We start from the raw sequence: 12,675 nt of genomic DNA on the forward strand, positions 1-12,675 counted from the left end.
GCTGCCGTCGGGTTCGAATCAATCGAGCGGTGGCGCACCGGAAGGTGCGTCACCGCTTTTGTTTGAGACCAAGCCGCAAGTATTGTACAGGTCAACAAGGTAATAGGGAAGGTCAGCTACGCGCCTACCCAAGCCGCTTCCAGTTCAAGTCTTCGATAATTCATGGCCTGCTCGGTAGCGCCATAGTTCAGATCAGCCGGTCTTGGGCCGCCGTGCTCGTTCCAGAAGGAGCGTCGTAGCCGGTTACTCCTCACAACAGCGTTGTGAACCTCCTTTAAGGCGTCTAGGAACTGTGTCCATAATTCATGTTCGTTGTTGATATCGCCTATTGAACTGGATCTGAATGTGATGCTGTACAGTCTGCCCGATCTCTTCCCAATAGTAACTGTAAAGCTGGAGTCGATCTCAACATTGAGATGATCTTCGTCTGAAGAGGAATAGAGGAACTCGATTGATGCCGTTCTATGGATTGGTGACGAAAGCGCCCTCACCGCCCTCGGAATATCTCCCGAGACCGGTGTATACGTTAGCGGGGAATCTGGGTACCGGACATCCTTCAGGAACTCTGAAGGATCCAAGTCTATCCACTGGCTCGTCATTGGGAACCTCCACTCAATATGGCTTCCAAAGGCTCTGCCGCAAACTTACCGACCTTGTTTTTTGTCTGTCTACTGAACTTTGCCGGTTCGGTGGAATCGACGACCAAGACACCCCAGTTTTCGTCATTTGCTTTCACAACTACAGCGTAGATGCTTCGAGACATTGGCCTGTTTTTTTTCAGGCGACTTTTAACAAACTCCAATGTGACAAAAGTATCCTGCGCATACTTGGATAGCTCATGATCTGTGCTGTGTGTTGAGATAGGATCCAGATTGAGGCTACTTGCCGTGCCTCCCTTTAACCAGGCTTCCCCAGCAATCCCATGACACCGCGTCTGAGAAGACGGAGGATCGAAGACCGTAAACGGAGATATATGAGAAACGTGCTGACCATATCGCATTAATGGAACCAGTTTGCCCACGGTAGCCTGGGCCTTGCGATTGACATGGATTCTCCAAGGCCACCAGTGTTCTCGGTACACAAACAATGTTACCCGGTTAATTGTATGATCATTCTTCTCACCGCCGAATATGTCTTCGTGATGTTTCTGTAGTAACTTTTCGACGGCATAGATGGTTCGGGTTCTGACGCTATGCGACGTGACAACATTCTGGATCAGTATGATCGATCCTGCTGCGATCAATAGTGATACTCTCCATGTTGGACCTATCATTGTGCAGATTGTTATCGCCTTGCCTTCATACCATGACTCTGGTGTCGCACCAAGAATCACACCGATGATTGTCGCAATAATCGAAGCGTAGTACAGTAGCCGGTACATCTTTGCACGACGTCGAATACTCACAGGGTGGGCTCTACGAAATAGGGAAACAGCTGGTCTCTTTTGAGAAAAGATACGCGTAGACTTGACTCTTATATCTTACTGACTTGACGATTGCCGAACTCTGTTTCTACTTCCAATGAAAATTACTCTATCCCCCCTCCTACCCCAACAACATCCTCACCAGATCGAAATCATCCGGAAGGAGAAGGAAGGTGAGGATCATCCACAACACCTGGACGGCGAGCATACGCCGTGCGAGGTCCGGGCGCTCGCGCTTGAAGCCATGCCACCACCACATGATGCCGAGTAGAGGCAGGGTGATGATGACGTAGACGATGGCCACGCCTCCATAGCCCATGTACGAAAGACCCGTCGCAGCACGGATGATCGCTCCCATCGAGCCGTAGACGATGAGAAGATGGCTGATGTAGATGAAGAGCGATTCATTGCCGATGACCTGCAGACCCCTGGCCACCTTGCTGTGCTGCAGCCTGTCCTCGACGAGGTAGAGGAGACTCATGCCGAGAACCGTCCCGCAGATGCGGAAGAGATGCAGGCCCGGCGACGTCTTCCACCAGATGGCATCCCACGGCAACATGGGAGGAAGATTCCTGATGGCGAAGATGACGACGGTGAGCAGGACGCTGCCGATGGCCATGCGCATCGCCAGACGCCGCTGGTCGGTCGACGTCATGAAGATGCCGGTGACGAACACGCCGGCGAAGAGATAGCAGCTCCACGGCAATAGCGGAAACGGCGAGTCGGGCAGCGGCGAGATCATGATGGAGAGCGGACGCGGCAGCCACCAGATCGGTCCCGCGAGCCAGACGAAGGCCGTACCCGTCATGATGACGACGGCCAGTGCGCCGCAGATCCATGTGGCCGTTCGGAGGTTGCGGGACAGGGCATGGACGACGAGGACCGCGAGAGACGAGTAGACGATGGTCTGGAGGACGTCGATCTGCAGCCACGGAAGGATGTTCTCCACCGGCTCGTAGAGCGTCCGATCGAGCGAGAAGAACGGCACGTGGAGCATGTAGCTCCAGAAGAGGATGTAGGAGAGCCGCCGGAGATAGTCGAGGAGTTCCGGCGTGAGATGACGGAACTTCTCTCCCTTCCTCGACAGGGCGATCCATAGGCCGGACCCCGCACAGAAGATGAAGGTCGGAGCCACGAAGCCGTTGCTGATATTCAGGCCGTCGAAGAACCATCCGGTGCGCAGTGCGGGATCGAGCAGGACGTTGAGGACGTGGACCTGGATCATCCAGAGCGCGGCAAGGCCGCGCAGGACGTCGAGGAAGATGAAGCGACGTGCTTGTGCCATGAACGATGGGCGAATGATCAGCGGCGTGGTCCCTTGCCGAACATGCGGCGGAGGAAGCCGAGAATGTAGCTGTAGACGAATATTCCGCCCACGAGGAGGAGCAGAACGATGACGAGATAACGTTGCACGCCGAAATCTACGCACGCGACGTGTATCTTCGCGTCGTGGCAGAAGCTCAATCTTCATCGGCACAGCCGAACATGATCGCCGCGATCGACGTCGGAACGAACTCGTTTCACATGGTCGTGGCCTCCGTCAGCACCAGGGGCGTGTTGCGCATCCACGCACGCAACAAGGAAATGGTGCGGCTCGGTTCCGCCGGCGGCGACATGAAGAAGCTCGAGGCCGATGCGATGGATCGTGGTGTCGATACCCTGAAACGCTTCACGTCGGAAGCACGTCAGCATGATGCCCGTATCCGGGCCGTGGCTACGAGTGCGGTGCGGGAGGCGGTGAACAAGGACGAATTCGTCGAACGCGTGCACCGGGAAACGGGTATCGAGATCGAAGTCGTCAGCGGCGTCGAGGAGGGCCGCCTCATCTACGTCGGTTCGCTGCACGCCTTGCCGATCCTCACACGCCGGACGATGGTCTTCGACATCGGCGGCGGATCCACGGAGACCATCATCGGCTATCAGGGTGAAGCGGTCTTTGTACACTCGGCCAAGCTCGGCCACATCCGGATGTCGAAGCGGTTCTTCCCCTCGGCGACCGTCACCGACGAACAGATCGACCAATGCCGCCGCGCCATCAAGGGAGACTGGGTGCCGGTCTTCCAGACGCTCCTTGCCTACGGCTTCGAGCATGCCGTGGGATGTTCCGGTACGATCATGGCCGTGGCCGCGATGGTGATGGCACGTCAGGGCAAACGCATACCGGAGTCGATGAACGCCCTGCGATTCACACGGCAGGAGCTGCTGCAGACGATCGACGACATCACGAAGGCCCGCACGCAGCAGCAGCGTCTGGCCCTGCCGGGGATGGACGCGAAACGTGCCGACGTGATCCTGGGAGGCGCCCTGATCCTCGAACAGGCGATCCTCGGCCTGAACCTCCAGGAGCTCACGATCAGCGGCTATGCCCTGCGCGAAGGTATCGTCTTCGATACCGTACAGAAACAGCGCGACATCGACGAATACCACCACCTTTCACACCTCCGCTACCAGAGCGTCGATCACCTCTGCGAACTCTACCGCGTACGCCGTCAGCACGCGGAACACGTGAAGAACCTTTGCCTGCGCCTGTTCGACGACCTCCGCCCCCTCCACAAGCTCGGTGACCGTGAGCGCGAGCTACTGGAAGCGGCGGCCCTGCTGCACGACGTCGGCTATCACATCAGCGCCGAGCAGCATCACAAGCACAGCGAATACATCATCCGCAACAGTCCGATGCCGGGCTTCACCAACGACGAGACCGAGCTCATCGGCACCATCGCCCGCTATCACCGTAAGAGTCACCCCAAGAAGAAGCACATCCAGTTCGCCATACTGTCCGGATCCGAACAGCATCTCGTGCGCGTCTGTGCCGCTATCCTCCGTATCTGCGAAGGTCTGGACCGCCGGCAGCAGCAATTCGTCCAGGGCGTCCGTGCCTCCTACGGCACGAATACGATCGAAGTCTATCTGACCACGCCGGCCGGGGTGCCGGACATCGAGTTGTGGGGTGCAGAGCGCAGGAAAACGCTGCTCGAGGAGACGTTCGGGAAAAAGGTACGCCTGCTGGTGACGGCGACGCAGGGCATGGCCTGAAGCGGTCGCGATAATAAAGGCTCTTCCCGTTCGTTATTTTCCCACACGGTAGTACTGTAGATCGTCCAACAAGCCTCTTTATCTGAAGGAGTAGCTTCAATGAACAAGCGCCCTATGCTGTCGGCGGTAGCCCTGATCGGAGTGGGCATCGTCTTCGGCGTCGTCCTCATGACGGGCATCGGCGGCAACGCCATCGAACGGCTGTTCGCGGCCGGAGTGACCGACCTCGGAGCGAAGTCCGCACCGGTCAACCAGCCCGAACTCGTCAAGGCACTGAACAACCAGTTCGTTTCCGTTTCCGATGCCGTCACGCAGTCCGTCGTCTCCATCAATGTCAAGACGGAAGCCAGGAAAAGCAGTGGGGCCATTCCCCGCGAGTTCTTCCGGTTCTTCGGTCCCGATGACGGTTCCGAGCCCGACATGCGGGAACCCGAAGGCGGAGAATCGGCAGGCTCGGGTGTGATCATCACGGCCGACGGCTACGTGGTGACGAACAACCACGTCGTGGAGAACGCCAGGGAGGGCGGCATCAAGGTGACGTTGAACGACCAGAAGGAATACAAGGCCCGGCTGATCGGACGTGATCCGCTGACGGACCTCGCCGTACTGAAGATCGACGGCTCCTTCCAGCCCGCGCACTTCGCTTCGCGTTCGGACATTCGCGTGGGTGAGTGGGTTGTGGCCGTAGGTAATCCGCTCGGACTGAAGTCGACGGTGACGTCGGGTATCGTCTCGGCCATCGGCCGCGGTATCGGCATCGTGGGCTCGAGCGAGATGTCGCAGGAACGCAACCGCTTCGCCGTCGAGAACTTCATCCAGACGGATGCGGCCATCAATCCGGGTAATTCGGGTGGCGGTCTGTTCAACCTGAACGGCTCTCTCGTCGGCATCAACACGGCCATCGCCTCCCGCACGGGATACAACCAGGGATACGGCTTTGCCATTCCCATCGACATGGTGAAGAGCGTCGCCCTCGACCTCATGGATGACGGCAAGATCCAGCGCGGCTATATCGGTATCGAGATCACGAGCGTCGACGCCACGTCGGCCAAGACCGTCGGTCTCAGCAAGGTATCGGGCGTTCTCGTCAACAAGGTCGTCAAGGGCGGTGCTGCCGAAGCGGCAGGACTGGAAGTGGGCGACGTGGTGATGGAAGTGGATGGTTCGCCAGTGAAGACGTCGAACGATCTCCAGAACCAGATCGTCCTGCACCGCGCAGGCGACAAGGTCACGCTCAAGATCTGGCGCGACAGGAAGGAAATCACGAAGACGGTGACACTGAAGGCGATGGACGGTGACGACGTCGCCGTGGCGTCGACGGAAGCGACGGCCGGAGAGACGACGACGCAGTCCGATTCTCCCGTGCAGTTCAAGGGTCTCGGCTTCACGGCCGAGCCGCTGACCGCCGCCACGAAGAAGGAATTCGAGACCGGTGAAGGCGTAATGGTGGGTAAGGTCGATGGCCGGGGAGCCGTAGCGCGCCGCGGACTTCGTCCGGGTACCGTCATCCTCAAGGCCGATGGACGTCCGGTGAACTCGCCGTCGCAACTCAAGAAGATCCTTTCCGACAAGAAGTCCGGCGATGGAGTGCTGTTCGTCGTCAAGGACAAGGACGGCACGAAGCAGGCCATCACGGTCGAAGTTCCCGAGGATACTCTGTGACACTGCGCTTGTTGCCGGTCATGATGCTTACGTTCTGCGCGATCGCCGTTCCGGCGGCCGCGCAGAAATGGTTTATGGGTCCTGTGATCGGATACACGGCAGCGGTATCGGTGCCCGAAGACGTTCATACCAGCAGTGCCCCCGTCAGACTTCTTCTGGGCATGCAGGGAGCGTACGAGCCGTCGAACGGAATACAGTTCCTGGTGGGTGCGGGTTATCGCCTGGAGCAGGTCGACGCTACGCGTGTTCTTCCGGAAGGCCAGGTAACGCTGTCGAAGGATGGCGGCATCCAGGTCGTCGATCCCGGTGCGGAGAGTCGTACGGTAACGTCGACGCTGACGCTCGGTTCGGTGGAGTTGCAGGCGGGACTTCGCGTGCGCGTGTTGCCCTTCGATTCGTCGGGCGGCGGAGTGCACGTGATGTTCGGTGGTATGCTCGATCGCGTGATGTCCGCGTCGATCGACGATGATTATTCCATGGTCCAGGGATGGCGAGGTCCGCGCACGGTCGGAACACCGCTCGAATCTTCGTTCGGTGCGGGTGTCGTGATGGGTGCGGGTGTCGTCTTTCCCGTCGGTGAGGGCAGGTTGAACATCGACGTGCAGTACGTCACGCGCAGTACGCTGGATACGTCGAAGGACGCCGACGGCTATGCGTGGCTCGCAGGACGCGGTGTTCGCATCGGCTTCGGATATCTGTTCAGGCTGTGATGAACCCGTCGACGCATGGCATGCCGTGCGTCGATGCGAATCATGATCGATGATGAATGGCGGCGACCACACGGTCGCCGCTCGTCGTTTCGAACCGGAGGTCGATCAGATCTCGATATGGGATCCTACTTCGAGAGCCCTCTTCACGGGAATGCCGAAGTATCGCGACGGAGTACGCGAGTTGCGATGCATGAAGACGAAGAGGTCCTTGCGCCAGCGCGCCATACCCGTTCCATCCTTTACGGTCAACGATTCATGACCGAGCACGAAGGTCGCGTCGGTGATGTCGACGGGAATGTCGAATTCGGGCAGATACATGAGGTCGTTCATCAGGTTCAACTGGTCCATGAAGCCGTAGTGCAGGACGACCTGATAGAAGTCCCGCGGCATGGGATTGACGACGAATCGTTGTTCGTGCGGAACGTGGGCGACGCTTTCGATCTGGACGGTCAGCAGGATGATGGTCTCGTGCCGACATTTGTTGTATTTCACGTTCGAGACGAGTGCCGGTGGTGCCGTGCCTGCATAACCGCTCATGTACAGGGCCGTTCCGGGGACGATGGAATAACCGTCGATCTGCTGCGAGACGATTTCGCCGAGGGAGATATTCCGTCGTTCGATGGCCTGACGCAGCAGGTCGCGGCCGCGGTGCCAGGTCAACATGATCAGGAACAGCACTGCGGCCATCGCGAGGGGGAACCATCCACCGTCCTTGATCTTCACCACGTTGGCGATGAAGAACGAACCGTCGATCATCATGAAGACGGCGATGATGGCCAGGGTCGGCAGTACGCCCCAGTTGAAGATGCGTCGCATGGCATACCATGCCAGATAGCTCGTGATGACCATCGTCGTGGTGACGGCGATGCCGTACGCTGCGGCAAGATTGCCCGACGTCCTGAACTCGAGCACGAGCATCGTCGTGGCGATGAAGAGCGCCCAGTTGATGAAGGGGATGTAGATCTGTCCCCGTTCCTCGCTCGACGTATGCAGCACCTTCAACCGCGGGAAATATCCGAGCTGGAGGGCTTGCCACGTGAGGGAGAAGGCACCCGAGATCACGGCCTGCGAGGCGATGATCGTGGCGATCGTCGCGAGCAGCACGAGCGGCAGGACGCCCCACGACGGTACCATATGGTAGAACGGATTGCTGACCGTGGAGGCGATATGGCCTTCGCGGAGGAGCAGGGCGCCTTGTCCGAAATAGTTCAGTAGCAGCGCTGGAAAGACGAGGGTGAACCATCCACGTCGGATCGGCGCCTTGCCGAAGTGCCCCATGTCGGCATAGACCGTCTCGCCGCCGGTGACGACGAGGAAGACGGAGCCGAGGACGAGGAAGGCCTTGAGATCGTGATGGAGGAAGAAGTTGACCGCGTGCATCGGATTGACGGCAGCGATCACTTCAGGCGTCTGGATGACGGAGATGAGGCCCAGGGTGCCGAGGAGGGCGAACCAGAAGACCATGAACGGGCCGAAGATACGCGCCACGCCACCGGTACCGTGTCGTTGTATGGCGAACAGGCCCAGGAGGATGACGATGGTGATGGGCAGGACGGAATAGCCGAGCGCAGGGGCGGCGACCGTCAATCCTTCCACGGCCGAGAGTACCGAGATGGCCGGCGTGATGATGCCGTCGCCGTAGAGCAGCGTCGCACCGAAGATACCCATGGCGAACAGCAGCGTCATCTTTCCGACCGTGCCGCTGCGCTGGCTCACGAGTTCCATGAGTGCGAGGATGCCGCCTTCGCCCTTGTTGTCGAACCTCATGACGACGGCGAGGTACTTGACGCAGATGATGAGCGTCAGCGCCCAGAAGATCAGCGAGAGAATGCCGAGGACTTCGGGTGGACCGGCCTTGAGATGATAGTGTTCGGAGAAGCATTCCTTGATGGAATAGAGCGGGCTCGTTCCGATATCACCGTAGACAACGCCGATAGCGCCAACCGTTAATGCCGCGAGTCGTGACCGCGTACCTGAATCCTGAGTCATGTGATGCGTGGTGATGGTTCGGAATTGCACGAAGAACGTGACCATGCCCCGGTCGGATGGCAAAACTACGGACAAACCTTGCTGGACCCGTTTCGAGCCGGTATGCCCGCGGGGGGCTAGAGATACCGTTCCTTCAGGACGCCGAGGTGGTGTTCGGTATGGCCGGCGAGGATCCACATGAGCGCGCGCGGTGTCACCGGCTTGCCGTTGGCGATGCCCTGGCGTACGACGTCCTGTTCAGCGAGGGAGGCGAAGAGGAGGAGGTTGGCTTTCCGCAGAATCGTCATTTCAGCGATGATGTCGCCCAGCTTGCGTTCGTCGAAGATGGCGTTGGCTACGTAGGTTTCCTCGTCGAAGCCGGGGAGGGGTTGCGTCTCACCGCGGGCGATGCACAGTGCCCGGTAGCCGAAGATGCGTTCGGAATCCATCAGGTGGCCGAACAGCTCCTTGATGCTCCACTTGCCATCGGCGTAGCGATACCGTGCCTTGTCGTCGTCGATGGTCGAGGTGAAGGCTTCGAGCGTACCGATCTGGTCCGCCAGTACCGTCAGGATGTTGGCGTCGTCGCCCACCCTGTCGATGTATTGATCGTAGTAGCCTGCGTATTCATGGGCGAGGGGCTTCATGGAGATGCTCTCGATGGTGATCTAGATCAGTTCGTAGTTGCGGTATTCGCCGATGCGATGGCCGGTGAGTCGTTCGATGGCTCTGGAGAGTCGTTCCTTGAAGGGAAGCCGCTGCGGAGGTGGCGCGAAGGGCCAGTTGATGCGGGCGATGCGTTCCTGCATCACGCATGGATGCGATCCTGTGAAGCGTTCGAGCGAAGCGATGTCGGTATAGTCGAACGTTTCGATGGAGGCATCGATCTTCCGTGCGGCCGTCGCGTCGTCGTGCCACAGGCGTTCGAACTCGATGCGTTTCCGCTGCTGGGCCCCCGGAGGTTTCACCCAGCCGTAGTGGAACATCGTGGCGTCGACCGGTTTGACGTTGAGCTTGCGTCCGTCGTAACGGAATCCCTGGGCGTCGGCCCAGGAGCGGATGGCGGGATCGCGCCGTACGACCCGTACTTCCCGGCGATACCAGTTGCGCGTATCGCCTACGTAGTCGTACGATCCCCAGAAGTGCTTGTAGTTCAGGAGCAGGCCTTCGACGGTGAGGTCGTCCTTCCACCTCGCCATGGCCGATCGCAGGGCATCGTATCCGTCTTCGTGCAGAACTTCGTCGCCCTGGATGTAGAAGCACCAGTCGGCATCCGCGGGCAGGGCATCGAAGGCCTTGTCGGTCTCCACGGCGAGTACTCTGCCGCCCTCACGGAGCGAGTCGTCCCACGTCGTTTCCACGATATGCACCTTCCGCGGATCGATGGAGCGGATGAGGTCGAGCGTTCCGTCGTCGGACTGGCCGACGGCGACCCATACACCATCGCACAGGGGAAGGATGGAGCGGATGGCCTCGACGACAGGATAATCGAAGTGGATGGCGTTCCGTATGAAGGTGAAGCCGTAGGTCATGGGCGTTCGTGTCGTTCGGATAAAACACAAATTACACGAATGGCGGTCAATCCCGTGGTCGTCCCCTCGGGCCGTCATGCCAGGGTGGAGTGGCTTGGCGTTGCGGTGTTCCGACGGGTTCCATTGCCCTGGTACCGTATCTTGCCTCGAGAAGAATCGCAGCACGTACTCTCCGGATCATGCCCTACGTCGCACTCCTCCGTGGCATCAATGTCGGCGGAAACAACAAGGTGGAAATGGCGCGGTTGAGAACCGTCCTGACCGGACTCGGATTCTCGAACGTGTCGACCTACATCAACAGCGGGAATGCCTTCTTCGAGACGAAGGAGAAAGACGGCCGGAAACTCGAGGCGATGATCGAACGGGCCCTGGCCGATGAGTTCGGTCTGACGCTGTCCGTCGTCGTTCGCAGCCGTGCCGAGGTCCGGAAGATCGTGAAAGCGATTCCGGCGGACTGGCATACGCGTACGGACAGGAGATACTACGTCCTGTTCCTGCGGCATACGATCGACGACAGGAATGTCCTTGCGCGGATACCGTTCAGGAAGGACGTCGAGGATATCGCCTACTGTCCGGGCGCACTGCTCTGGTCCATCCTGCTGGACAAGATCACGAGAAGCGAGGTCGGAACGCTGACCCAATACGACTTCTATCGGGATATCACGATCAGGAACCTGAACACGACGTTGAAGATCGCCGGAATCATGGAGGCGATGGAGTGATCGAGGCACGGTATCGTGAGCCGAACGGCACACACCCCGCTTCTGCATCATCGTTCCGGCATGTCACGGCAGCGGGGACGGATGCGAACGGCACGTTCTCGTACTTGCGGATGATGTCCTGGATCAGTTCGAAACACTCGATGCATGTGTCGCCGTTCTCGAGCCGGGACTCCTGTCATCTCGACCAGGGCTTCACCCGGGAGCCGTTCGAACGGATCGGATATGCTGCGGGATCCCGATACGTTTTCGGCTGGATCGTCATGGAGCCGGATCGCGCGTCGTTCGTCATGCCGTAGACAACCTATGCGATGGCCTCGACGGCGTGACATGTGCGGTAATCCCGTGGCCGCAAAACGAAAACCCCACACGGTGCGGAACCATGTGGGGGCTAAATGACCGGAGTCGATGTATTCCGAACCTTCGGGCAGGTTATCCTGCGAAGGCTGCGAGGCCCGTGATGTCCTGACCGAGGATCAGCGTGTGCATTTCATGCGTGCCTTCGTAGGTCTTCACGCTTTCCAGGTTGGCGGCGTGGCGCATCACCGGATATTCGTCGAGGATGCCATTGGCGCCGTGGATTTCGCGGCTCATGCGGGCGATGGTCAGGGCCATTTCGCAGTTGTTGCGCTTGGCCAGCGATACCTGTTGCGGACGCAGTGTGCCGTTGTCCTTGATGTGGCCGAGGCGCCAGCAGAGGAGCTGGGCCTTCGTGATCTCGTTGAGCATGTAGACCAGCTTGTCCTGCGTGAGCTGGAAGCCAGCGATCGGCCTGTCGAACTGGACGCGGCTCTTGGCATAGTTCAGGGAGCTGTCGTAGCAGGCCATAGCCGCGCCGACGACGCCCCAGGAAATGCCGTAGCGCGCTTGCGTGAGGCAGGAGAGGGGGCCCCGCAGACCCTCGACACCCGGAAGGATGCTGCTTTCGGGCAGCTCGACGTCCTGGAAGACGAGTTCCGACGTCACGGAAGCGCGGAGCGAGTGCTTGCCCTTCATCTCCGGTGCGGTGAAGCCCTTCATGCCCTTTTCGACGAGGAAGCCACGTACGACACCGTCGAGCTTGGCCCATACGACGGCGACATCGGCCAGCGTACCGTTCGTGATCCACATCTTGGCGCCGTTCAGGAGGTAACATCCGTCGATCTTCCGTGCGTTCGTGACCATGCCCGACGGATTCGATCCGTAGTCGGGTTCCGTCAGGCCGAAGCAGCCGATGGCCTCGCCCTTGGCCAGGAGGGGTAGCCATTTCCGCTTCTGTTCCTCCGAGCCGTAGCTGTAGATGGGATACATGACGAGTGAACTCTGCACCGAGGCGAAGGAGCGGATGCCCGAATCGCCGCGTTCGAGTTCCTGCATGGCCAGGCCGTAGCAGATATTGTTCAGTCCGGCACAGCCGTATTCCTGCGGGAGGGTGATGCCGAACAGGCCCAGTTCACCGATCTTGCGGACGAGGTGCATGGGGAACGTTCCCGCGCGGGCATGTTCTTCGATGATCGGCAGTACTTCGTCGTCGACGAAGTCGCTCACCGTCTGGCGGACGAGTTTCTCTTCATCGGTCAGCAGTTCGTCGAGGTTGAAATAGTCGGGATGACGGAAGCCCATCGGAGTACCTAGGTCGTTGTATTTGC

12 protein-coding genes are annotated in these 12,675 nt (G+C 59.3%); 5 read left to right on the top strand and 7 right to left on the bottom strand.

What is annotated here, in order from left to right; genetic code table 11:
- Window positions 1–116: 116 nt before the first annotated feature.
- From BGO89_12815 to BGO89_12825, 3 genes are all read right to left on the bottom strand, one after another.
- Window positions 117–599, bottom strand: coding sequence for a hypothetical protein (locus BGO89_12815; GenBank protein OJX56218.1), 483 nt, complete (start codon window positions 597–599; stop codon window positions 117–119).
- Complete coding sequence (locus BGO89_12820; protein OJX56219.1) at window positions 596–1,381, bottom strand: hypothetical protein; 786 nt, start codon at window positions 1,379–1,381, stop codon at window positions 596–598. The genes BGO89_12815 and BGO89_12820 overlap by 4 nt, the downstream gene beginning before the upstream one ends.
- Before the next feature lie 163 nt (window positions 1,382–1,544).
- Complete coding sequence (locus BGO89_12825; protein ID OJX56220.1) at window positions 1,545–2,708, bottom strand: hypothetical protein; 1,164 nt, start codon at window positions 2,706–2,708, stop codon at window positions 1,545–1,547.
- Window positions 2,709–2,908: 200 nt separating this feature from the next.
- Here BGO89_12825 and BGO89_12830 point away from each other — a divergent pair, with 200 nt between their 5' ends.
- From BGO89_12830 to BGO89_12840, 3 genes are all read left to right on the top strand, one after another.
- Window positions 2,909–4,456 carry a hypothetical protein gene (locus tag BGO89_12830; GenBank protein OJX56221.1) on the top strand — a complete coding sequence of 516 codons (1,548 nt, stop codon included), beginning with the start codon at window positions 2,909–2,911 and terminating at the stop codon, window positions 4,454–4,456.
- 99 nt (window positions 4,457–4,555) lie between these two features.
- Window positions 4,556–6,118 carry a hypothetical protein gene (locus tag BGO89_12835; GenBank protein OJX56222.1) on the top strand — a complete coding sequence of 521 codons (1,563 nt, stop codon included), beginning with the start codon at window positions 4,556–4,558 and terminating at the stop codon, window positions 6,116–6,118.
- Complete coding sequence (locus BGO89_12840) at window positions 6,115–6,828, top strand: hypothetical protein (GenBank protein OJX56223.1); 714 nt, start codon at window positions 6,115–6,117, stop codon at window positions 6,826–6,828. The genes BGO89_12835 and BGO89_12840 overlap by 4 nt, the downstream gene beginning before the upstream one ends.
- A gap of 105 nt (window positions 6,829–6,933) precedes the next feature.
- On the opposite strand, the gene BGO89_12845 is transcribed toward BGO89_12840, so the two are convergent.
- The 3 genes from BGO89_12845 to BGO89_12855 all read right to left on the bottom strand — a co-directional run bounded on the left by BGO89_12845 (window position 6,934) and on the right by BGO89_12855 (window position 10,328).
- Entirely contained in the window at window positions 6,934–8,817 is a 1,884-nt protein-coding gene (locus BGO89_12845) for a hypothetical protein (GenBank protein ID OJX56379.1), read from the bottom strand.
- Between the two features lie 116 nt (window positions 8,818–8,933).
- On the bottom strand, window positions 8,934–9,449 hold the full coding sequence (locus BGO89_12850) for a hypothetical protein (protein ID OJX56224.1): 516 nt from the start codon (window positions 9,447–9,449) through the stop codon (window positions 8,934–8,936).
- Between the two features lie 15 nt (window positions 9,450–9,464).
- A complete protein-coding gene (locus tag BGO89_12855; GenBank protein OJX56225.1) occupies window positions 9,465–10,328 on the bottom strand; it encodes a glycosyl transferase in 864 nt (287 codons plus the stop codon).
- Window positions 10,329–10,507: 179 nt separating this feature from the next.
- On the opposite strand from BGO89_12855, the gene BGO89_12860 reads away from it, so the two are divergent.
- Window positions 10,508–11,050, top strand: a complete 543-nt coding sequence (locus tag BGO89_12860) for a hypothetical protein (protein ID OJX56226.1) — start codon at window positions 10,508–10,510, stop codon at window positions 11,048–11,050.
- Window positions 11,047–11,346 (top strand): hypothetical protein, encoded by a 300-nt coding sequence (locus BGO89_12865; GenBank protein ID OJX56227.1) that lies wholly within the window; start codon window positions 11,047–11,049, stop codon window positions 11,344–11,346. Before BGO89_12860 ends, BGO89_12865 begins: the two co-directional genes overlap by 4 nt.
- Window positions 11,347–11,479: 133 nt before the next feature.
- On the opposite strand, the gene BGO89_12870 is transcribed toward BGO89_12865, so the two are convergent.
- Complete coding sequence (locus BGO89_12870; GenBank protein ID OJX56228.1) at window positions 11,480–12,649, bottom strand: acyl-CoA dehydrogenase; 1,170 nt, start codon at window positions 12,647–12,649, stop codon at window positions 11,480–11,482.
- Window positions 12,650–12,675: the final 26 nt, after the last annotated feature.

The sequence above is a fragment of the Candidatus Kapaibacterium thiocyanatum genome, from assembly GCA_001899175.1.
In the GTDB taxonomy this organism is placed as follows: Bacteria; Bacteroidota; Ignavibacteria; order Kapaibacteriales; family Kapaibacteriaceae; genus Kapaibacterium; species Kapaibacterium thiocyanatum.

Coding starts and splice junctions, on each gene's coding strand:
- BGO89_12855 (OJX56225.1), bottom strand. CDS start 10,328: ATGACCTACGGCTTCACCTTCATACGGAACGCCATCCACTTCGATTAT.
- BGO89_12830 (OJX56221.1), top strand. CDS start 2,909: ATGATCGCCGCGATCGACGTCGGAACGAACTCGTTTCACATGGTCGTG.
- BGO89_12820 (OJX56219.1), bottom strand. CDS start 1,381: ATGTACCGGCTACTGTACTACGCTTCGATTATTGCGACAATCATCGGT.
- BGO89_12815 (OJX56218.1), bottom strand. CDS start 599: ATGACGAGCCAGTGGATAGACTTGGATCCTTCAGAGTTCCTGAAGGAT.
- BGO89_12860 (OJX56226.1), top strand. CDS start 10,508: ATGCCCTACGTCGCACTCCTCCGTGGCATCAATGTCGGCGGAAACAAC.
- BGO89_12825 (OJX56220.1), bottom strand. CDS start 2,708: ATGGCACAAGCACGTCGCTTCATCTTCCTCGACGTCCTGCGCGGCCTT.
- BGO89_12835 (OJX56222.1), top strand. CDS start 4,556: ATGAACAAGCGCCCTATGCTGTCGGCGGTAGCCCTGATCGGAGTGGGC.
- BGO89_12870 (OJX56228.1), bottom strand. CDS start 12,649: ATGGGCTTCCGTCATCCCGACTATTTCAACCTCGACGAACTGCTGACC.
- BGO89_12845 (OJX56379.1), bottom strand. CDS start 8,817: ATGACTCAGGATTCAGGTACGCGGTCACGACTCGCGGCATTAACGGTT.